Source organism: Sphingomonas sp. UV9 (genome assembly GCF_004101245.1).
Classification (GTDB): domain Bacteria; phylum Pseudomonadota; class Alphaproteobacteria; order Sphingomonadales; family Sphingomonadaceae; genus Sphingomonas.
On sequence record NZ_SCIN01000003.1, the window covers coordinates 389325 to 409296 of the forward strand.

Consider the following 19972-nt stretch of genomic DNA (forward strand, 5'->3'; position numbering starts at 1 on the left):
TCATGAAGGGCAAGGTCATGGCGATCAGAACCACTTTTCCTTGATGACCAGCACATCTTCGGGCTGGACCGGCATATCGAGGTCGGGCTTGTCGAGCTTCTGCCCGCCGCGCCGCACTTCGATCCGCTTGACCGAGCCGGCCAGCGTCGGCCCGCCCGCGAGCGCCAGCGCCTGGCGGAACGTCATGCCCGGCTGGACCGGGAACGCTCCGCCCTTGTTGACTTCGCCATAGACATAGATCGTCTCGGCGGTCGGGACGAAGAGCGTGTCGCCGGGCTGGACCATCCGCGAGGCGCCGCCGCTGAGGTCGGCGAGCGAGATGCGCTGCGGCTGGCCACCGGCGGGGGTCAGGATGACCGTATTGGCGCCATCGATCCGCGGTCCGCCGGCGCGTGCGACCATCGCCGACACGGTGTAGGGCCGATCGATCGGATACAGCCCCGAATTGGGGACCGCGCCCAGCACGGTCGCCGTCTTGCTGGCATAGGCAGTGATCTCGACGTTGATCGACGGCTTGCTCAGATAGCCGCCCCGCACATAGGCCTGCGACAATTCGGTGCCGAGCTGCGCGGTCGTCTTGCCTGCCGCCTGGACGACGCCGAGATACGGCGCGGTGATCGTGCCGTCGGCGCGGATTCGCGTCTTCGACGACATCGCTTCCTGTCCGAACACGGTCACGGCGATCTCGTCGTTCGCACCGAGGACGTACGAGCTAGCCGCCGACCCGGTCGCGCCAGGCGAAGCTGCACCGGGCGCCATCTGAGCCTGTGCAGGCTCGGGAGTCTGGGCGTGCACAGTCTGGGCGAGCGGAACCGCTGACAGCGCAAAAGCGCCAGCCAGGCGTACGAAGTGCCAGCTACCTGTCATGATGTGCCTCGTCATTATATCAGAACCTGTACGATACGCCGGCCGCAGCGCGGTTGGCGTCATAGTTGTTGAGCCCGGTATTGGTGCGGCGCGAGGTGCGCTGCGCGTCCAGAGTCAGATTGAGCCGCTCGCCAATGGCACGGGTCAGCCCCAAAGTCAGGCTTGAAAAGCGGTCGCTCGAAAAAGGTCCTGCAATTACAAGGGGATCGCCGCGAAACTGGCGCCGCCCTAGAACGGCCCCGCCGCGCAGGAACGTCCGCTCGGCAAACCGCCATTCGGTGCTGAGCGCATAATCGGTCTGGACGGTGAACCCGGCCGGCACGAGCGAGTCGTTGACGATCCGCCGGCCGGCCTCGCCCTTGAACGAGATCCGCGGAATCGGGCGGAATACCAGGTCGAGGTCCCAGCCCGCACCGTGATACGGGCGGACGTTGGCGCCCTTGCTGCTCGCCTGCAGGTAATGGACATCGACCGACAGCTCGACGCGGCTGACGACCGCGCGGTTGAAGGTTATGCCGGCCTCGTCGATCCGGTTGACGACGCCGATGGTCGGGCGATCCGCGCGCGAGTAGCGATAGAACAGCGCCGCCTGTCCAAGGCTCGGTCGGGCGTAGCCGATGCCGCCGGCCGCCGACACGAGCGTCTGGTCGGCGAAATCGAACAGCGTGTCGTTGCGGGTCGTCCGGCGCGACAGCTCGGCGAGCGGAAAGAAGCCGACCGCGCGCGGACAGCTGGCCTTCATCGCCAGCGTCGAGAAGGTCTGGAAATTGTCGATCGGGCCGTTGATGTCGCCGTAATCCGCCTGTTGGCGGGTCAAGCGCAGATCGGGCTGGATCTGGCAGATGCCGGCGATCCGGATCGTCCCGGTGCCCCTGATATCGGCGCGGACCCGGCTGCGATCGGTGTTCCGGGTATAGAAGCTGTACCCGAGATCGCCATCGACGCGCAGATCGTTCTGGCCGAGCTGGCGCTGATAGGAGGCGCGGAGCGCGGGCGTGACGATGATGTCGTCGACCGGTGCGGCGCGATCCTCGCTGGTGCGGAAGATGTTGTCGTCATACGCGACCTCCGCCGTCGGCGTCACGCTCAGCCCCGGCTGATTGACGCCCGACGTGCCTAGCAGCGGGATCGGAATCAGCGGTACGCCCAGGCGCTCGGTCTGCGCGAGCGCCGCGTGCGGCATGGCGAGCACCGTCGCTCCCAGCGCCTGTGCCACGACACCACGCAGCTTGGGATTGCCGAGACGTCCGGCATTTTTCTTGCCGCAGCGCAGCATGGACCGACGAGGAGGGGAGCGACCGAACATGATGTCTGCGTGCCTTCTCGTATCTACGACGTCAAGACGCCCGGGTCGAAGCGAGCGTGACCATCGTCTCAGATCACGCTGCACCGCCGCATAAACGTTTAATTCTGTCCGGACTATTAACCGCATCTAAAAACTTGGGAATTAGCGGGTAGCCATCAACGAGGGAAAGATATGGCTCGCCGTTTTGTGCCGCTGTTGAGTGTGTTGCTGGCGTCGTGTGGCGGTGGTTCGGATGCGTCGACCGAGGCCGTCGTGACCGTTCCCGTTGCTATGCCAACCCCTGCACCGACCCCTGTGCCGACCCCCACGCCGACAGCGACTCCGACTCCAGGTGCTTCCGATGCCAGCACGCTGCCTATCGAGTCCGGCGCGACCGCGATCGTCTTCGCAGCGTCCGACCTTCCCGTCCGGACCACGGCCTATATCGTCGGCTCGGCTACCCATTTCTCCTATGCGGCCTTGGCTGGCTATGATCCCGACAGCGTCGCGCAACGCTTCACCGACTCCGGCATCCGTGCGTTCCGCGAGGATCTCTTCTGGAATGCGCTGGCGCCCGACTGGGACGTCAACGGTGCACATCTGCCGACGCCGCTGACGACGTTCCTCGGCAAGACCAGCGCCCGCCCGCTCTATATCCTCAACAACGGCAATCCCTGGATTCCCGGTGCAGCGCCGCCGGTGGGAGAGGTCGGGCAGACCGCGTTCGCAACCTATGCGAAGCACGCGGTCGCGGCGACCGGCGGTCGCGACGCGCTGTATGAAATCTGGAACGAGTGGAACCGCAATGCGGTTCGCGACAGGCCGGTGCTGGTCGGCCCCGGCGACGCCTCCGACTATCGCGCCTCGCTATATTATGCGCCGCTCGCCGCCCGGGCGACCAGTGCGATCAAGCAGGTGGCGCCCGGCGCCAAGGTGCTGATCGGTGCGGCCGGCGACGATCCAGGCTGGCAGTGGACGCTCGACGTGCTGGCGCGCGGCGGCGCGGCGCAGGCCGACGGCGTGTCGGCGCATATCTACAATCACTGCGCGAACACTGCCAATCGCACCGCGACCGAGGCGATCGGCCGCCTGGGCACGCTGCACGACAAGGTCGCCAGTGCGAATGGCGGACGCGATCTGCCCCTCTACGTCACCGAATGGGGCTGGCCCGCGGGCACGGCGTCCTGTGCGGTGAGCGCGGCAAAGATCGCGACGAACGTACCGCAATTCCTGCTGCACACCGCCGCGCTGCCATGGGTGGCGGGAAGCTGGTATTACGAAACCAAGGATTCGGGCGCGGACCCCGCCAACATCCAGCATAATTTCGGGCTCTACGACGCCAATTACGCCGCCAAGGCCGCGCAGTGCGCGTTCGCCGACGCCAGCGCCCTGATCGCCGAGGCCAGGGCGATGGCGGTGCAGACCGTCGATGGCGGCCTGACGGTCATCCGGGTCACGACGCCGCGCGGCCTGGCGATCGTGGCGTGGAGCGCGGTGACGGGGCGCCAGGGCCGGGTCACCGTCGGCGGCTCGGCCACCTATACCAGCCGCGCGCTGTGCCAGGCCTCGGGCGCGGTCTCTGCCGATCGCAGCGTCGCGGTTGGCGAGATGCCCGTCGTCATCGACGTTCCCAACGTCAGCCGGCTGGGGGTCAACGCCCGGCTGCTATAAGCCGTCCTCGCACCGGATCGCGATGTTCGTCGGGATCGCCGGGGACTCGATCCGTGCTAGCGCTTGCTGGCCGCGATCTGTTCGAAGGCACCGAGCATCTGCTTGGCCAGCCCGTCATAATCGTAGCGCTCGGTCTGTTTCGCCGCCTGGTCGCGCAGCACGAGCAGTTGTTCGGGGCGGTCGAGCACGTCGACGATCGCCGCGCGCCACCGCTCTGCGTCGCCGGGCGGTACCAGCATCCCGTTGATGCCGGGCTCGATCAGTTCGGGCAGGCCACCCTTGTCGCTGCCCATGACCGGCAACGCATTGACCAGGGCCTGGAAGACGACGCCCGGCGAGTTCTCCGCCCAGAGCGACGGCACCACCAGCAGGTCGCTCTCGGCCATGATGTCGGCGACGATCTGTTGCGGGACATGGCCCTGCATCGTCAGCCACGGACGTTCGCCATAGGCCGCGCGCAAGGCGTGATCCTCCGGCCCCTTGCCGAGCACGGTGAGGTGGAAGTCGTAGGTGGCCGATAGCTGGTCGAGCAGGTCGAGGAGGAAATTGATCCCCTTGGTCTTCTCCAGCCGACCGACGAACAACAGCCTGACCTTGTTGGCCGGCCGGTGCGTCACGCGCGGTGCGGGGTAGCGATTCGGGTTGAGGATATGGAAGCGCGGATAGTCCTCGATCGGCAGCAGGGTCGAGATCGTGTCGAGGTTGGACTGCGACGGCGAGATAAAGCCCAGCCGCGGGATCTCGCGCAGGAGGCCCATCTTGACCTTCGAGCTCAGGCGGCAGTTGGTGCATTGCTCGATGCATTCGTCGCTGCCGCGGAACATCGTCGTCCGCAGGCAGGCATAAGCGAGATCGTGCAGCGTGATCGCGGTGGGGATGTCGTGACGGCCGATCACCTTCAGGCCATTATAGCCGAGCCCCGAAATCCAGTGGATGTGGATGAAGTCCGGCTTGAAATCGTCGATGACCTTCTCGAACATCGCCTCGTTGCGCGGATCGTAATGATCCTGGAGATGCCAGACCGGCTTCTTCCAGCCGGGCGCCTGGCTGGCCCTGAACACCGGATAGATGTGCGGCGTGTTGACGCGGTACAGCGTGTAGCCGTCCTGCGGCGTGGCCCAGCTTTCATGCTCGACCATCGGCGCCGCGGTCAGCACCGCGGCTTCGTGACCATTGGCCGCGAACCAGTAGGTCAGGCTGTGCGCGCAGAGCTCGGCGCCGCCGATCACATAGGGCGGATAGAAGGCGGAGATGCTCAGGATGCGCATCGCGTCCTCCCTTCGCGGGTCCGCGGCGCAACGACGTGATGGGTCATGCCGCGCCGACGATCCGGGCCGGCACGCCCACCGCGACCGCGCCGTCCGGCACGTCGCGCAACACGACTGCATTGGCGCCGATCATGGCTCCCTCTCCGATTGTAACCGATCCGATGATCGCGGCGCCTGCCGACAGATAGGCACCGCGACCGATTCGGGCATGCCCGGGACTGTGCGAATGTCTAGAGCCGATCGTTACATTCTGCAAAATAACGACATTTTCGTCGATGTTGCAGACGCCCACGACGATTCCGTACGGATGGGGGATATAGAGCCCCGCCGCGACGGTACAGCCGATTGCGATCTCCGACCCGAATTTGCGACAGGTCCACCACCACCAGATTCGCCGCAGCGGCCGGCCGACGATCGGAATGCGCGCCATCGCATCCTGGATCCGTCGGGCCAGGACGAACTGGAATCCTTGCGTCAACAGCACCATGCGCACCGCGAACGCCGGGGTGAGGGGCGTCGATTCGTGATGCGCGAACAACGCCAGATCGCGACGAACGGCGGCACGAAAACCGGCTCCTCCGCCATTGCCCTCGGTTTTCATGAACGGACGATACCCTTGTTGCTCGCCAGCATGCCCAGGCGGTGGAGATGGTTTTGATGCATTGCGGCAATCATCGAGCCCTGCAAGGCCATGCCGATGAACTTGTATCGTTTTTTGTAAGGATCGGGCAAGCGCGACCCCTTTTTTCCTCTTGCCATGGCACTTCGTTGTTGCAGGAAGTGGTGGCGACGCGATACCGCACGTGCGAAGTGAACATCGATGGCGTGTCATTTTCGGTGGATCATGGTTCGCATTCGGCAACGATCGACCGGGACGGCGACAGTCCGCGGGAAATTTCAATCAGCGGCATCATTGCTGTAGGCATGGCGGCGTGGCCGCATGGAACGATCCGAAGGGTAGCATGCGCATTCTGATCGTAAATACGTTGTACCCCCCGTCGTCGGTCGGCGGCGCGGAGCGGTCGGTCGCGCTGCTCGGCCGCGCCGTGGCGGCCCGGGGCCACGACGTCCACGTCGCCTCGCTGCATGACGGCGACGCGACCATCGAGGAGCAGGACGGGCTGGTCACGGTCCATCGTCTGCCGCTGCGCAACCTCTATTGGCCGTTCCGTCCCGATCATCGCCCGTCGAAGCCCGCGCGGTTGCTGTGGCATCTGCGCGACCGGCGCAACCGCCGCGCGACCCGCGACCTGATCGCGCTGGCCAAGCGCATCAAGCCCGATGTCCTGCACACCAACAACCTACAGGGCTTCTCGACCGAGATCTGGCACTGGGCGCGCGCCAACGATATCCGGATCGTGCATACGCTGCGCGACTACAGCCTGATGTGTGCGCGCGCGGCGCTGTACCGCGATCGCAAGGATTGCGTCGAGCGGTGCCGCGATTGCCGCCTGCTGACCGACCGCAAGAAGCACAACACGCCGCTGGTCGACGCGGTCGCCTCGAACAGCCGCTACGTGATCGACACGCACGAACGCCACGGCTTCTTCCGCGACACGCCGAGCCGGGTGATCTTCAACATCGCCGACGTCACAGCGGTGGTGTCGAGCGCCGAACGGCCGGGACGCGAGGACGCGCCCGGACTGGTGTTCGGCGTGATCGGCCGGGTCGAACCCGAAAAGGGCATCGAGGTCGTGCTCACCGCGATCGCCGGGGTCGAGGGCGACTGGCGCCTGCGGATCGCGGGCGGCGGCCAGACCGAATATATCGAGGGGCTCAAGGCCCGCTATCCCGATCCCCGGATCGACTGGATGGGGTTCGTCAAGGCCGACGCCTTCTATGACAGCATCGACGTGCTGATCATCGGTTCGACCTGGCCCGAACCGCTGCCACGCACGATGATCGAGAGCCTCGCCCGGGGCACGCCGACGCTGTATTCGGACGCTGGCGGCACCCCCGAGATCGGCCCGATGGCCCCGCTTGCCGAGATGTATGCCAAGGACGATCCAGACGCGCTGGCGACGCAGATTCGCCGCGCGCTGGCCGATCCGGTCGCGTGGCGCGCACGGCGGTCCGCCGACCCGGCCTTGCTCGAGCAATTCTCCGAGGCGGCGGTCGCCGGGCGCTACATCGCGCTCTATTCCGGCGACGCCGCCGACCCGGCCACCTGATCGGACGCGCTGCACCGGCCGACCTGGCCGGTCGGTGCAGCCTCAGACCGTGGCGAGCGCGGCGATCAGATCGTCGGCACTCGCCGCCCAGGTATAGGCATGCGCGCGCGCGACCGTGCGAGCCGCCAGCGTATCGACCAGCGCGTCGTCGCGCAGCATCCGCTCCATGCCCGCAGCGATCGCGTCGACCGACATCGGATCGACGTACAGCGCCGCGTCCCCGCATACTTCGCGTACCGGCGGGATGTCGCCCGCCAGCACCGGCCGGCCGAAGCGCATCATCTCCAGCGGCGGGATTCCGAACCCTTCGTACAGGCTGGGGAAAACGAGTGCGCGCGCGCCGCGGTATAGCCCCATCAGTGCGGCGTCGCTGATCCGGCCGGGCAGGATGACGCCGGGCGGCACCGTATCCATGCCGTTCTGCGAGAAGGATTTGACCGCCGCGCCAACCAGCACCAGTCGGTCGTCGGGCTGTGCGACGCGCGCGAACGCCTCCAGCGCGCGAGGCAGGTTCTTGTTCGGCGCGAACGATCCGACGAACAGCAGGAAACGACCCGGCGTCAGCTTGAGTTGCTCGACGATCGCGGTATCCGGCACGATCGCATCGACATGGTCCGCGGCATTGGGGATGACCGGGATCGTCGCGGGGTCGAGACCGAGCACCGCGGCGAGCCGATCGCGCGAGAAGCCCGATACCGTGGCAATCCGCGAGCGACGCGCAATGAGGCGTCCAAGGGTGCGGTGCATGGTCCGATACGGCCGCGAAAAGTTGCCCGGAAGGTCATAGACGAGCGCGTCGTGGACGACGGTCAGCGAACGCCGCGGCACCACCGGCCCGGAATTGCAAAGGTTCAATAACGTCGATCCGTGCGCTGCCCGGGGCAGGTGGAACTGCTCCCAGCTATGGCCGCCGCCCTTGCCGATCGTCCGGGCCGAAAAATGGGGCCATTCAGCCGGCGCGACGACGCCCGGCGGCAGCAGCAAAGTCCAGCGCGGCGGCTCTGCGCCCTGTGCGACGCGGTCGTGGACCTCGTTCAGCAGCATGCGGGCAAATCGCTCGACGCCAGTGACCGTACGACCCAGGAAACGACCGTTAACCCCAATCATTATCTCTATTTTCCAATTCTGTCCGTCGATAGGCACGGCGCGACGCCATCTGGTTGCCGGTTGGCCGCGCGACGTCATGGTGCGTTGCATAGGCCGGTTCGGCGACCTCGTTCAGCTTTCATGGGGTCCTGTCCGGCTATAACCAGCGATTGATCCACAACGGGTCAACCGCTATCATTGTTGCGTCGCAGCGAAAACCGGTCGGTTGACCAGTGGCCGATTTTCTAGGGATTTAGTCACGCGATGGATGTAGCCATGGAGCATGTCGGCGAGATTTCGTTGGCCGGTGCACTCCACCGACGCAATTTGCGATTGCGGCTGTATTGCCTGCTGATCTTCACGGATCTGTTGGCGATCTCGATCGGCTTCGCGATCGGCAGTTTCGTCCGTGGCGACAATTGGCTGTCGTTGAGCGGGATCGATCTCGCCTATCCGGTCCTGCCGATCTACCTGCTGATCGCTTTCAACAACAAAGCGTATTCGCGGCCCGCGATCACCAGTGGGTCGGAGTCGATCCTCCGCGCGATCGTGCCGTTGGCGATCACCGGGTTCTCGCTGCTGACGCTGATCTTCTTCGTTCAGGCCGGCAACGAGATCTCGCGGGTCGCATTCGCAATCGGTTTCGGTGGCACGATGATCCTGATGGCCGGGTTCAGGATGGCGATCGTGATCGTCGTGCGTCGCACGGCGGCGCCCAAGCTGGTGGCCGAATTGCTGATCGTCGACGATGTCCCGCGCGCCGAGTGGGCCGAGCGTCAGGTCTGCGACACGATCTTTGCGGCGGAGGCCGGGATCGAGCCCGACATGGGCAACCCGCACATGCTCAATCGCTTTGGCCAGATGGTCAGCAAATACGAGCGCGTCGTCGTGCGATGCCCGGCGGATCGCCAGCTCGACTGGTCGCTGCTGCTGCGTGGCGCCAATGTCGACGGCGAAATCCTGTCGCCCGGTTTCGGCAAGCTCGGCGTGCTCGGGTTGCAGAACTTCAAGGGCCGGCAGACGCTGCTCGTGGCGCGCGGACCGCTGAGCTATACCGACATGGCAAAAAAGCGTGCGCTCGATGTCATCGTGACGCTGGTCGTGCTGATCGCGATCTCGCCGGCGCTGATCCTGATCGCGCTCGCGGTCAAGCTCGACTCGCCCGGCCCCGTGCTGTTCCGCCAGGAGCGGATCGGGCGCGGCAACCGCATCTTCCACATCCTGAAATTCCGCTCGATGCGGGTCGAGAATTCGGATTCGCGCGGGTCCACCTCGACCCAGCGCGACGACAAGCGGATCACCCGCGTCGGTGCGTTCATCCGCAAGACCAGCCTCGACGAGATCCCTCAGTTCATCAACGTGTTGCTCGGCGACATGAGCTTGGTCGGCCCGCGCCCGCATGCACTGGGGTCGCTCGCAGGCAACCAGCTGTTCTGGGAAATCGACCGTGAATACTGGCATCGCCACGCGCTGAAGCCCGGGATCACCGGACTGGCGCAGGTCCGGGGCTTCCGCGGCGCGACCCACCGCGACGTCGATCTCAAGAACCGGCTCCAGGCCGATCTCGAATATCTCCACGACTGGAGCCTGATGCGCGACGTGACGATCCTGTTCCGGACGATGAACGTACTGGTCCACAGCAACGCCTATTGAGCCGATATTCGGGGGGAGCTAAGCGCCAAATCCGGGGGTCGAGGAGAAGTCTATGCCGTCCAACCGATCCCTTGCGTCGCCGCGCGCATCCTGGAAAATCCTTGCCCGAACCGCGATCGCGGTCTCCGGCCTGGTGGGGGGAGCGATCGCCCTCGCCTCGATGGCGCCCATGACGTCCGCGCCCGGTCCATTGAAGCTGCTCCCCGACGGGCCGCTGAGCGCTCGACCGGTCCCGCTGATCGTCGGTGTCGGCGTGCATTTCGGTATCGGCGGCGACTATGGTTATGATCCGGCGCGCACCGCGCAGGCGATGCAGACCGTCGGCGCCTCTTCGTTCCGCGACGACCTGACGTGGGCGGGCTTCAAGGGGGCAGGGATGAACGCCCCGGGCACCATGCGCCCGGGTCAGGCCGCGTTCCTCGCCGCGACGCGCGCGCGCCCGTTGTTCATCCTCGATCATCCCAATCCCGCGATCGGCGGCGATGGCGTTCCCGTGACCGATGCCGGCCGCGCCGCGTTTGCCGGGTTCGCCCGCGATGCCGCGCAGCAGACGGCCGCGCGTCGCCCGATCTACGAGATCTGGAACGAGTGGAATCTCAACGCCGCCCCGGCGATGGGCAAGCTGGTCGGCCGCGCCGGACCCGGCGATCCTCGCGGCGGCGATGCCTATGCCCGATTGGCCGCGCAGGCCACTGCGGCGATCCGCGCGACCCAGCCCGGCGCGACGATTCTCGCCGGCGCGGCGGGCACTGACGATGGCTGGCAATGGGTCCGCTCGGTCGCGGGCGGCGGCGGACTGCGGGGTGCCGACGGCCTGTCGGTGCATTACTACAATCATTGCGCGCGTCCAGAGAACCGCACCGCGGACGAGGCGATCGACAAGATGCAGGCGTTGCACGGCGCGATGCCGACCCGCGGCGGCCGGGCGATGCCGATCTACGTCACCGAGATCGGCTGGCCGACGACGCACGGCGGATCCTGCGACATCGCGCGCAACGATTCGGGCAACAATATCGCGCAGTTCCTGCTCTGGTCGGCGGCGACGCCCTGGATGCGCGGCGTCTGGATCTACCAGTTGAAGGACCAGGGTAAGCGTCCCGACGATATCGAGGATAATTTCGGGCTGTTCACCTATGATTATAAGCCCAAGCCGGCCGCCTGCATGGTCCGCGACGTCACGCGCCTGATCGGTCGCGCCAAGAGCTGGCGGGTCGATCAGCCACAACCCGGGCTTACCGTGATCCGGATGGACGATGGCCAGTCGCGCAAGCTGATCGCCTGGACCGACCGGCCGTCGCAGACGGCGCAACTCGTGCTCGGTGGCGCCCCGACGCCCTATCGCACGGTCTGCGCGCCCGACGGGCCACGCGACACGACGATCCCGATCGGGTCGCGACCGGTGGTGGTATCGCTGGCCGGTAAAGCCACACCGATCCGGTATCGAATGATGTGACGATCTGGTCGACGGTGCGCCCGTCCGGCGAGCGTGCCGGACGGGCGCACCGTGGCTCGGGGGGATCAGGCCAGCAGGCGTGCCGCGACGATCGTGACCGCCGTCCAGCCTGCCAGGCTCAGCGCGCCGAGCAGGACCAGGCGACCGCGCGGTGCCCATTTGAACGTCGCGGGCGCGCGGAACGCGGCATGGGTCTGGCTTAGGTCATGGACGTTGTCGGTCATCGCAGCCGTCACGCTACCGGCGGGCAGCGCGACGTCGAAGTGGCAGCCATAATCCGAACGCCCGGCCCAGGAGATTCGCGCGGACCGCTGACCCACGCCGGGGATCCCGATCGTCACGGCTTGGTCGATCGCCAGCGGCAGGAGCGACTCGATCCGGCAGCCATCGCGATTGAGATCGGCGATACGAATTTCGCGTGAGGGCAACTCCTCCGCAAGGCGCAACGTGCCCGTCCGCGCCAGCGACACCCGGGTCTCGCCGCGGCGCTCGACCGTATCGGCAAACGAGATTAGATTATGAGCAGTTGCCACCATGCGTTCCCTAAATGGGGCAGACCGCTGACCCATCGGCCGATCTAGGTGGCATGGATTGACGAAATCCTATTATTTCATCGTTACTCTTTTATTAACTAATATTAGCGCGAACTAGCCGGCCGACTTTGGTTGCTCGTGGCGAGGGGGCGCCCCGAGCAGGCTGCCGACGATCCGCTGGAACACGCGTTTGCGGCGCTCCGAAACCTCGGCGATCAGCAAGGCCAGCACGACCGCGCCGCCGATCGCGACCGGTCCGCCGAGCAGGTGGGTGCGCAAGCCGGGGAACAGCGACGTCAGCATGATCAGGAACGGCTGGTGGATGAGGTAGAGCGTGAAGCTCGCACCCGCCAGCCAACGGATCGCGCGCGCGAGAGTCGCGGGGAATACGGTGCGGCCTTCGGCGGCACGGCGGAACGCGACGATGTTGATGGTGATCACCACGCCGACCAGCGCGAAATAGACGAAGCTCCTGGCCAGTTCCGATGCGCTGCCCGGCTCGTACATCGGCCACGCCCAATGCTCCATCGTCCGCTTGACGAGGAAATACGCGGGGATCGTCGCGACGAACATGCCGAGCGCCAGCCATTTCGACAGCGTCACCCGACCCGCGCGGACGAAGCGATAGGCGAGCAGGCCGAACAGCCAGATCGGCATGTACGCGACGACCTTTGGCCCGAAGGCGATCATCAGCAGGACGCCGATCAGTGCGCCGCGGATGCGGCCGAGATAGAAGAACGCCGCGAAGATGACGTAATAGGCGGCCTCGAACCCGAGCGACCAATAGGGCTCGTTGCTGCCGAACACGCGGTGGCTGAACCAGAGTTCGTTGGTGAAGGTCAGCGCGAACGGCAAATTGGCCAGATAGGCGGGATCGTAGAAGCTATGGGTGCGCAACGGTACCACGCCGAAGCGGTTGGCGATCATGTCGCACGCGAAGCCCACCAACAGCGCGATCAGGCACACCGAATACAGCCGCGACAGGCGCGCGGTCGCATAGGCGCGAAGGCTGTGCTCCTTCTCCTCCGCGACGAAGGCGATCACGAACCCCGACAGCACGAAGAACACCGCGACCGCTTCGCCGGTATGGCCGGAGATGAAACCGGGCAGCCCGGGCATCACGAAATGCCGGGCATGGCCCAGCACCACCTCGAACGCGGCGACCAGGCGCAGCAGATCGAGATAGATCGACAGGTTCGGATCGAGCACCCTGATCTTTGTCCCGCGGAGCGTCCCGCGCGACGTCCCGCTGGGCCCGGTCGATGCTGCGCGCGTCTGCGTCTCGATCACGATGCCCGCTCCGTGTTCGTGGCTGGGGTTCGGCATGGGGCCATCATCCGGCCCGGGTCGCGCGTGCATCGATCAGCGTATCGACCAGTGCGCCCTCGCGCTGCCGGCTATGCGCGGCCCAGCGCTCGCGTACCTGCGTCCGCGCCGCCTCGACAGCCGCGGGGTCCTGCGCCAACGCCAGGATATGGCGGGCGGCGGCTTCGGGCCGGTCGAGGTCGAGCGCTGCGTCCACGCCCATGAAATCGAATCCCTGCAACGACAATGGGGTCGCCATCACGGGCGCTCCGGCGGCGAACGCCTCGAGCATCTTGATCTTCAACCCGCTGCCATGGACGACCGGGCTGAGCATGCACAGGCAGGTGCCGAGCAGCCGCTCCATCTCGTCGTCCGCAACGAAGCCCAGCGTTTCGACGTTCGCGGCGGGCGTGCCGATGTGATCGCGCGTTCCCTTGCCGATGAACGTCACGATCGCCGGTGCATCCAGCGCGAGCAGCGCCGGCGCGAGCGAGCGCGTGATCCAGTCGATCGCCGCACGATTGGGCGGGAAGCCCGGGCTGCCGATGAACAGGACCCGCCGGCGGTCGCGCGCGATGTCCTGTGGCACGGGCAGGGTGGCCGATACCGGGGCGACGTCCGCACGATTGATCACCGGGCACAGCGCGACGCCGCGCGCGCCGGTCAACCCGCGATACTGGCGCGCATCGCTGTCGGAGATGAACACGGTCCGCGCCGCACGCCGCAACAGCAGCGCCTCGATCAGCCACGCCTGGACCGCCTCGATGCGCAGGAACAGCGCCGACAGACGCGATTTGCGCAACCGTGCGCCGTCGACCAGCGTGTCCGGCGTGACGTTGTGCGCGATGAACACGAACGGTGTCCGCCCCAGCACCAGCCGCCACATCGATACGTTCGCCAGCGCCTGGATATGATCGACCACGATCAAATCTGGTCCCGCCGCCAACCCCGCGCTGATCGCTTGCCGCGCCGGTGTCGAGACGAAGCCGATGCTCATCAGCAGCTTGCCCGACAGCAGGTGCGCCAGCTTGCGGGCCTTGGAGGGCGTCCTGGTATCCGCACGATAGCCGGTGACGCCGCCGAACGCGGGCGCAGGAGCATCGGCGGGCAGCGTCACGAACACGCCGGTCAGCGCGACCGCGGGCGACCCTGCCAGTTCGCCGATATGCGCACGGGCGACGACGTCCATCCCCGATCGCGGGGCGACAGGATCGCCGGCACCGATATAGAAGACGCGCAAAACTGCGCGACCTGACGCCGCAAGCTCGCTCATTGCGCGCCGATGCTCGAACGGATGGCGGCGCCGAGGATCCGCGCCGGCGATCCGGCCGCGATCGCGCCCGCCGGCACGTCCTTCAACACGACGGAATTGGCACCGATCTTGGCACCGTGGCCGATCGTGATCGGTCCGAGAATGGTTGCGCCCGCGCCGATCTCGACATCGTCGCCGATGATCGGTCCGCGCGGCGCATCGTCGCCGCGCTTGCCGATCGTCACGCATTGCAGGATCACGACTTTGCGCCCCACCGTGCAGTCGCCGAGCACGATCGCATAGGGGTGCGGCATGTAACAGCCGGGACCGACGCTCGCGATCGCCGCGATCTCCGATCCGGATCGCCGACAGGTCCGTGCCCAGTACAACCGCGCCACGACCCGGCCGACCACCGGGATCGCTGCCAGCAGCCGCTGAATACGGTGTGCCAGGATGAAGCGGAAGCCGGGGAGGAACAGCCACGCGTAGACGAAAAACGCGCTGCCCGGCCGCCGGCCGCCGACCTTGGCAACGCGGATCAGATCACCGCGGACATGGTCGACGCAGGCGCGCCACGCCGACTGCGAACGAGTATCGGTCATGGCTGCGGCATCCCCGTTGCCGGATCGTTTGCCGTAGCCATTCGTGGGCCGGGCGCGGGATCGGGCTGCTTCATCTTGCTCAGGACATGGCGCAGGTACACCAAACGAACGATGAACAGCGTGCTCGCGGTCGCGGCCGCCGACAGGCCGGCGCCGATCAGCCCGAAGAAATACATGAAGCCCGTGCCGAACGCGATCGCGACGATCACGCCGGCGACGTTGTTGACCGCGTACATGCGGTCGCGCCCCATGCTGGTGATCGACACGTTGAGCAGATCCGACCCCGAGCGGATCGTCGCCGCGAGCAGCATGATCGCGAGCAGCACGCGGAACACCGGGAAGCGGCCCGGCGGTGCGAAGTAGAAGATCAACTCGGTCGCCAGGAAGATGCCGATGCTGAACACCGCGGCGAAGGTCAGCGTCTTGATCATCTGACGGCGCAGTTCGGCCTGCCACTCGGCCGGATTGCCGCCGCGGAACGCGCGCACCATCCGCGGGAGCGCAAGCTGCACCACGGCGGTCGAGATCAATGTCTGGAGCGCGTTGGTGATCGAGAAATAGAAGCTGTAGATACCCGTCGCGACCAGACCGAGCAGCGCGTTCAGGATGAAGCGGTCGGCATAGCCCAAGCCGACGATGCCGAGATCGCTGAAATAGATGTACCAGGCGCGGCGCGCGCGGTTGACCAGCACCCGCAGCTTTTTCTCCTCGCGCAGGCCCGCCTTCATCGGCCAGCGCCGGAGATAGACGAACAGCATCGCGATCGCGAGCAGGTGGCTGAGGATCCAGCCGATGAAGATCATGTCGAGGGTCTTCAGCGCCGGCACGGCGAACCCGATGCCAACGACGATCGGAATCCACAGCGCCGAGCGCACGAACACCAGGACGTTGGCGAACAGCGCCAGTTCCAGCCCGATCATCGGCATGTAGATGTCGAGCGCGAGCGTCTCCAGCCACAGCAGGATCAGGATCAGGATCTGGGTCTGCGTGATCCCGCCGGTCTGCCAGATCAGTACGGGCACCGCGATCAATGTGCCTGCCAGCAACGACGAGACGGTGATGATCAGGCGATCGCGGATCAGTGGCGCCGCGGTCGCGGGGGTATGCCCTACCACTTCGCGCGACACGAAATAGTTCAGGCCCCAGCCAACCGTCGCCGGAACGATGCCGATCGCGCCGATCGCCAGGCCGTAGACACCCGCCGACGCTAGGCCCAACTGGCTGACGATGTAGAAGGACAGGGCGAATCGCAGAAAGAGCGTCGAGCCGCGCAGAGCCATGTTCGGCGCGCCGCCGCGGATCAATCGTGTCAGTAACACAGACATGATGGAGGCAGCGTCTCCGCTAGGGCATCGGCGCAGATCCGATCGCCGGCCGACTGCCGGGTCATACTGCACTACAGCATGCCCGTAGGCGATTTCGGCCCTCTACGTCCACCCGCGGCGATCGCGGGACGGGGCCGTATCCCCCGCTACGTCGCCAAATCCGGTCGGCGCGTCGCATGCCCGCTGCTTCATTTCGGGTCGTGCTGCACTGCGGCATAGTTTTCCGCAATTGACCTTCTATAGTCCATTCCGCAGTGAGCATGTCCGGGGCGCGAGGTCCCGGACCACGGTCTTTCTGCCCAAAAACGAAGGTGTTCCCGATGCGTCTCGGCCGGATAGACAGCCTCCAGATCCTGCGATTCCTCGCGGCGTTCCTGGTGCTGTGCGGGCATAGCCAGCACGCGCTGGTCGACCATATCGGCGCGCGTGCGGGGACCTGGGGCTTCATTCCGTTCGACTGGGGGCTCGGCGTCGACGTCTTCTTCGTCATCTCGGGCTTCGTGATGTATTACATGATGCACGACCGGTTCGGGAATGCCGGCGCCGCCGCCGATTTCCTGCGCCGCCGGCTGATCCGGATCGCGCCGCTCTACTGGTTGTTCACGACGCTCGCGCTGGTCGTCCTGATCGCGAGCGGTGCGCCGCGACCGGGGGCGACGAACATCCTGTTCTCCTATCTGTTCCTGCCCGGCCCGGTGTGCGGCGACTATTGCTTTCCGGTGTTCACGCTCGGCTGGACGCTGAATTACGAGATGATGTTCTACGTCGTGTTCGCGGTCGCGCTGCCGTTTCGCCGCACCGCGGGGCTGGCGATCATCTTCGCCGCGATCCTCGGGCTGATGGCGGTCGCGCATCTCGCACCGCTCGATTGGCGGATGCTGCATTTCTGGGGCTATCCGCTGACCGGCGAGTTCCTTGCGGGGATCGTGCTCGCGCACCTGTTCCTCAAGGGCGTCCGCATTCCCCGCCCGATCGCGTTCGCGATGCTGCCGCTCGCGCTGGTGCTTGCGGTGATCGGGTATCAGACCGGCGCGTACGACACGATCGGGCGGATCGTGACCGGCGGCATTCCGGCGACCCTGATCATGGCCGCCGCGGTGCTCGGGCTGGAACCGGTCGGCGGGCAGCATGTCGCGCCGTCCGGCCTGACCCGGCTGCTGGTCGCTGGCGGCGATGCCTCCTACGCGCTGTATCTGTCGCACCCGATCGCGATCAAGGTGGCCGAGGTGATCACCCAGAAGCTTGGTTTGTTCGAGCGTGCGCCCGTGCTGCTCCTGCCGATCGCGATCGTCGGTGCGCTGATCGGCGCGGTGATCGTCCACCGCGTGATCGAAAAGCCGATGCTCGCCTTTCTCAACCGACGCTGGAGCCGCTTCGGCAGTACCGGTATGGGAGACGGCCAACCCGCGCCGGGCCGTGCCGGCGTCATCGTCACCGCAGAACCGGAATCTCGCTGATGGCAAGTCTATGGTATAAGTCCGACATGACGGACGATGCCGGCAGCACGGTCGCCAAGAACGATCTGGCGCTCACATGCGCTGCCGTCGTGCTTTGCATGTTCGCGATCCGCGACGCGCTGACCGGGATGTTGCGGTATCTCCTGCAGCTGGCGCATCTGTCGCCGCTGTGGTTCGTCCCGGATCTTCTGGCGATGGCCGCGTTCGCCTATTTCATCTGGCATTACGCGATCCAGAAGCGCTCGGCGTTTGCGATCGTCGCGACGTTGAGCACGATCTCGGCGGCCGCCGTGTCGATCATCTTCATGTCCTGGACGCCGGCGATGTTCGCGTCGTCGGTCAAGTCGTTCATGCCGATCTTCGTCGGGTTCATCTGTTGCGGACGCAGCGTCGTGCGCCTGCCCGCAGTGCGGATCTGCCTCGCGGTCATGTCGGCGGTGTCGATCATCGGCCTGATCTTCGCGCCGCATATCGACTATCCCTGGGTTGGCGCGGATATCGATAGCTTCAACGGCCTGCGCAACATCTCGCGCGTGTGGTGGATCGACGGCAAGGTGCGATATGGCGGCTTCGCGGGCGACAGCACGATGGCTGCGTTCATGGTGCTGTTCCCGTACATGATGGTCTATCGCTGGGTGCCCAAATGGATGAATCTCCTGATCATCCCGCTGATGCTGTGGGCGATCCAGATCTCGACCAACCGCACCGCGTTGCTGACGCTGGCGATGTTCACGCTGCATCTCATCGTGGTCGACGTCCTGATCCCGGCGAAGAATCGGCTCGATGTCGATCGTCTCCTCGCCAAATTCTCGTTCCTGACCGTGCTGGTGCCGTTCGTGCTCGTCTTTGCCCTGGCGGGTGCGGACCTGCAGAACGTGTCGTCCAAGCTGATGAGTCTCCAGGACCGGATCGACAACAGCTGGCAGCTGCCCTTCACCTATCTCCAACAGATATTCCCGGCCGGGCTCCTGATCGGTTGCGGGCTTGGCTGCTTCGCCTATCCAATGAAGTTCTCCGAAATGGCCAACTACAACGTGCCGGTCGATAACTTCTACATGACGACCTATCTGATGCTGGGGATTCCATTCCTCGTCATCGTCGCGGGCGTGTTCGTTTCGTGCTTCAGGACGGTGGACCGTACCAAGCTGCTGCTGCTGATGATGCTGAACGTCTACGCGATCACGGTACAGTGCTATGGCCCGGCGTTCGCCACGCTGATGATGGGCTATGCGTTCAGCGACGCGTTCATGACCGAGACCGGCGGGTGGCGCCGCATCCGCAAGCCGCAAGGGTCGGGCGAGACGATATTGGCCACGTCCTGACCGCATGGGGCACGCGGACCGGTCCTAACAGCCGCAGAAAGGTCTCCGGAATCCGGGCGAGACCGTGTGGAATCAGGACCGGACCGGAGTCCGTGCCGATCCAGCGCTACACCGCCTGCTCGGTTTCGGTGCACGCGCTGTACAGGGCCGCGAACTTTTCGTGGAGCAGCCTGATGCTGCTGTCCGTCGCGATCGCGGCGCGCTGGCGATGCCATTGCGCGCGGGCCGCACGATAGGCGCTATTCTCGCAAATCCGGTCGGTGCCGGGAGCACTACAATCCTCAGCAGCTATCATCGCATTTCTCCGTTTCACGCTCCCTAAGCGTAAGACGGAGGTAGCGCGTGACGAGAAACGATCAGCCGCGGGGGTAGATTTCACAGCGGCAATACTTGGGGCGCGGCGTATCCCGTCGTCGCGCCGCATGGTCGTTCAGGAGCGGCAGCCGTTTCCTGCGTACCGGGCCGCTTCACCCTTCGCGGCGAATACCGCAGCCTGGTCCAGATGCCCGCGCCGCTCGCTCAACGATGAAGATTGTGCTGCGTCCTCGAGTTTGGCGAGCACCAATGCCTCATAGTCGATCGGTTCTAGTATGTCGGACACGGCAGCTCCCTTGGGTCACTTTAAAAAGTACGAGACCAAGGTACGGAGAGCTGTCCTAGATGATGCGACCCGAAATCTCTCGCCAGACGAAGCGGTCGGTTCGTCCGATCAGCGGATCGAG

The 19972-nt window shown here is 65.6% G+C and carries 19 protein-coding genes; 6 read left to right on the forward strand and 13 right to left on the reverse strand.

Features of this window, described 5'->3' with window-relative positions; translation table 11 throughout:
* Positions 1–24: 24 nt before the first annotated feature.
* Both EQZ23_RS14210 and EQZ23_RS14215 read right to left on the reverse strand, forming a co-directional pair.
* A complete protein-coding gene (locus tag EQZ23_RS14210) occupies positions 25–867 on the reverse strand; it encodes a polysaccharide biosynthesis/export family protein (protein ID WP_128455086.1) in 843 nt (280 codons plus the stop codon).
* Positions 868–886: 19 nt separating this feature from the next.
* Complete coding sequence (locus EQZ23_RS14215) at positions 887–2173, reverse strand: outer membrane beta-barrel protein (protein WP_164913458.1); 1287 nt, start codon at positions 2171–2173, stop codon at positions 887–889.
* Positions 2174–2344: 171 nt separating this feature from the next.
* On the opposite strand from EQZ23_RS14215, the gene EQZ23_RS14220 reads away from it, so the two are divergent.
* Complete coding sequence (locus tag EQZ23_RS14220) at positions 2345–3823, forward strand: hypothetical protein (protein WP_128455088.1); 1479 nt, start codon at positions 2345–2347, stop codon at positions 3821–3823.
* A 56-nt stretch (positions 3824–3879) separates the two neighbouring features.
* Here EQZ23_RS14220 and EQZ23_RS14225 read toward each other — a convergent pair whose 3' ends face one another.
* From EQZ23_RS14225 to EQZ23_RS20490, 3 genes are read right to left on the reverse strand one after another with little or no spacing between them, the layout of a single operon-like run.
* Positions 3880–5091 (reverse strand): glycosyltransferase family 4 protein, encoded by a 1212-nt coding sequence (locus EQZ23_RS14225; RefSeq protein WP_164913459.1) that lies wholly within the window; start codon positions 5089–5091, stop codon positions 3880–3882.
* A gap of 43 nt (positions 5092–5134) precedes the next feature.
* Positions 5135–5692 carry a hypothetical protein gene (locus tag EQZ23_RS20485; protein ID WP_164913460.1) on the reverse strand — a complete coding sequence of 186 codons (558 nt, stop codon included), beginning with the start codon at positions 5690–5692 and terminating at the stop codon, positions 5135–5137.
* The gene (locus EQZ23_RS20490; RefSeq protein WP_276318476.1) at positions 5689–5823 is read right to left on the reverse strand and encodes a hypothetical protein; all 135 of its coding nucleotides are present in this window, start codon (positions 5821–5823) and stop codon (positions 5689–5691) included. Before EQZ23_RS20490 ends, EQZ23_RS20485 begins: the two co-directional genes overlap by 4 nt.
* A 230-nt stretch (positions 5824–6053) precedes the next feature.
* Between EQZ23_RS20490 and EQZ23_RS14235 the strand changes: the two genes are divergently transcribed.
* Positions 6054–7262, forward strand: coding sequence for a glycosyltransferase family 4 protein (locus EQZ23_RS14235; RefSeq protein ID WP_128455091.1), 1209 nt, complete (start codon positions 6054–6056; stop codon positions 7260–7262).
* A 42-nt stretch (positions 7263–7304) separates the two neighbouring features.
* Here the strand turns inward: EQZ23_RS14235 and EQZ23_RS14240 are convergent, their stop codons facing one another.
* The gene (locus EQZ23_RS14240) at positions 7305–8306 is read right to left on the reverse strand and encodes a glycosyltransferase family 1 protein (protein WP_164913461.1); all 1002 of its coding nucleotides are present in this window, start codon (positions 8304–8306) and stop codon (positions 7305–7307) included.
* A gap of 306 nt (positions 8307–8612) precedes the next feature.
* On the opposite strand from EQZ23_RS14240, the gene EQZ23_RS14245 reads away from it, so the two are divergent.
* Positions 8613–10001, forward strand: a complete 1389-nt coding sequence (locus tag EQZ23_RS14245) for an exopolysaccharide biosynthesis polyprenyl glycosylphosphotransferase (RefSeq protein ID WP_206364262.1) — start codon at positions 8613–8615, stop codon at positions 9999–10001.
* 160 nt (positions 10002–10161) lie between these two features.
* Entirely contained in the window at positions 10162–11454 is a 1293-nt protein-coding gene (locus EQZ23_RS14250) for a glycosyl hydrolase family 17 protein (RefSeq protein ID WP_164913462.1), read from the forward strand.
* A gap of 65 nt (positions 11455–11519) precedes the next feature.
* On the opposite strand, the gene EQZ23_RS14255 is transcribed toward EQZ23_RS14250, so the two are convergent.
* The 5 genes from EQZ23_RS14255 to EQZ23_RS14275 form a co-directional block, all read right to left on the reverse strand.
* On the reverse strand, positions 11520–11990 hold the full coding sequence (locus EQZ23_RS14255) for a hypothetical protein (RefSeq protein WP_128455094.1): 471 nt from the start codon (positions 11988–11990) through the stop codon (positions 11520–11522).
* Between the two features lie 111 nt (positions 11991–12101).
* Positions 12102–13346 (reverse strand): acyltransferase, encoded by a 1245-nt coding sequence (locus EQZ23_RS14260; protein WP_128455095.1) that lies wholly within the window; start codon positions 13344–13346, stop codon positions 12102–12104.
* Positions 13321–14565, reverse strand: a complete 1245-nt coding sequence (locus EQZ23_RS14265; protein ID WP_128455096.1) for a glycosyltransferase — start codon at positions 14563–14565, stop codon at positions 13321–13323. The genes EQZ23_RS14260 and EQZ23_RS14265 overlap by 26 nt, the downstream gene beginning before the upstream one ends.
* Positions 14562–15146, reverse strand: coding sequence for a DapH/DapD/GlmU-related protein (locus EQZ23_RS20495; RefSeq protein WP_128455097.1), 585 nt, complete (start codon positions 15144–15146; stop codon positions 14562–14564). The genes EQZ23_RS14265 and EQZ23_RS20495 overlap by 4 nt, the downstream gene beginning before the upstream one ends.
* Entirely contained in the window at positions 15143–16471 is a 1329-nt protein-coding gene (locus tag EQZ23_RS14275; protein ID WP_128455098.1) for a hypothetical protein, read from the reverse strand. Before EQZ23_RS14275 ends, EQZ23_RS20495 begins: the two co-directional genes overlap by 4 nt.
* A gap of 320 nt (positions 16472–16791) precedes the next feature.
* On the opposite strand from EQZ23_RS14275, the gene EQZ23_RS14280 reads away from it, so the two are divergent.
* On the forward strand, positions 16792–17928 hold the full coding sequence (locus tag EQZ23_RS14280) for an acyltransferase (protein WP_164913463.1): 1137 nt from the start codon (positions 16792–16794) through the stop codon (positions 17926–17928).
* The gene (locus EQZ23_RS14285; protein ID WP_128455100.1) at positions 17928–19250 is read left to right on the forward strand and encodes a hypothetical protein; all 1323 of its coding nucleotides are present in this window, start codon (positions 17928–17930) and stop codon (positions 19248–19250) included. Before EQZ23_RS14280 ends, EQZ23_RS14285 begins: the two co-directional genes overlap by 1 nt.
* A gap of 106 nt (positions 19251–19356) precedes the next feature.
* Here EQZ23_RS14285 and EQZ23_RS14290 read toward each other — a convergent pair whose 3' ends face one another.
* Both EQZ23_RS14290 and EQZ23_RS19865 read right to left on the reverse strand, forming a co-directional pair.
* Positions 19357–19545, reverse strand: coding sequence for a hypothetical protein (locus EQZ23_RS14290; protein WP_128455101.1), 189 nt, complete (start codon positions 19543–19545; stop codon positions 19357–19359).
* A gap of 135 nt (positions 19546–19680) precedes the next feature.
* Positions 19681–19851: a hypothetical protein gene (locus EQZ23_RS19865; RefSeq protein WP_164913464.1), complete on the reverse strand. Its 171-nt coding sequence runs from the start codon at positions 19849–19851 to the stop codon at positions 19681–19683.
* Positions 19852–19972: the final 121 nt, after the last annotated feature.

Coding starts and splice junctions, on each gene's coding strand:
- EQZ23_RS14210 (WP_128455086.1), bottom strand. CDS start 867: ATGACAGGTAGCTGGCACTTCGTACGCCTGGCTGGCGCTTTTGCGCTG.
- EQZ23_RS14215 (WP_164913458.1), bottom strand. CDS start 2,173: ATGTTCGGTCGCTCCCCTCCTCGTCGGTCCATGCTGCGCTGCGGCAAG.
- EQZ23_RS14220 (WP_128455088.1), top strand. CDS start 2,345: ATGGCTCGCCGTTTTGTGCCGCTGTTGAGTGTGTTGCTGGCGTCGTGT.
- EQZ23_RS14225 (WP_164913459.1), bottom strand. CDS start 5,091: ATGCGCATCCTGAGCATCTCCGCCTTCTATCCGCCCTATGTGATCGGC.
- EQZ23_RS20485 (WP_164913460.1), bottom strand. CDS start 5,692: ATGAAAACCGAGGGCAATGGCGGAGGAGCCGGTTTTCGTGCCGCCGTT.
- EQZ23_RS14235 (WP_128455091.1), top strand. CDS start 6,054: ATGCGCATTCTGATCGTAAATACGTTGTACCCCCCGTCGTCGGTCGGC.
- EQZ23_RS14240 (WP_164913461.1), bottom strand. CDS start 8,306: ATGCTGCTGAACGAGGTCCACGACCGCGTCGCACAGGGCGCAGAGCCG.
- EQZ23_RS14245 (WP_206364262.1), top strand. CDS start 8,613: ATGGATGTAGCCATGGAGCATGTCGGCGAGATTTCGTTGGCCGGTGCA.
- EQZ23_RS14250 (WP_164913462.1), top strand. CDS start 10,162: ATGGCGCCCATGACGTCCGCGCCCGGTCCATTGAAGCTGCTCCCCGAC.
- EQZ23_RS14255 (WP_128455094.1), bottom strand. CDS start 11,990: ATGGTGGCAACTGCTCATAATCTAATCTCGTTTGCCGATACGGTCGAG.
- EQZ23_RS14260 (WP_128455095.1), bottom strand. CDS start 13,346: ATGCACGCGCGACCCGGGCCGGATGATGGCCCCATGCCGAACCCCAGC.
- EQZ23_RS14265 (WP_128455096.1), bottom strand. CDS start 14,565: ATGAGCGAGCTTGCGGCGTCAGGTCGCGCAGTTTTGCGCGTCTTCTAT.
- EQZ23_RS20495 (WP_128455097.1), bottom strand. CDS start 15,146: ATGACCGATACTCGTTCGCAGTCGGCGTGGCGCGCCTGCGTCGACCAT.
- EQZ23_RS14275 (WP_128455098.1), bottom strand. CDS start 16,471: ATGTCTGTGTTACTGACACGATTGATCCGCGGCGGCGCGCCGAACATG.
- EQZ23_RS14280 (WP_164913463.1), top strand. CDS start 16,792: ATGCGTCTCGGCCGGATAGACAGCCTCCAGATCCTGCGATTCCTCGCG.
- EQZ23_RS14285 (WP_128455100.1), top strand. CDS start 17,928: ATGGCAAGTCTATGGTATAAGTCCGACATGACGGACGATGCCGGCAGC.
- EQZ23_RS14290 (WP_128455101.1), bottom strand. CDS start 19,545: ATGATAGCTGCTGAGGATTGTAGTGCTCCCGGCACCGACCGGATTTGC.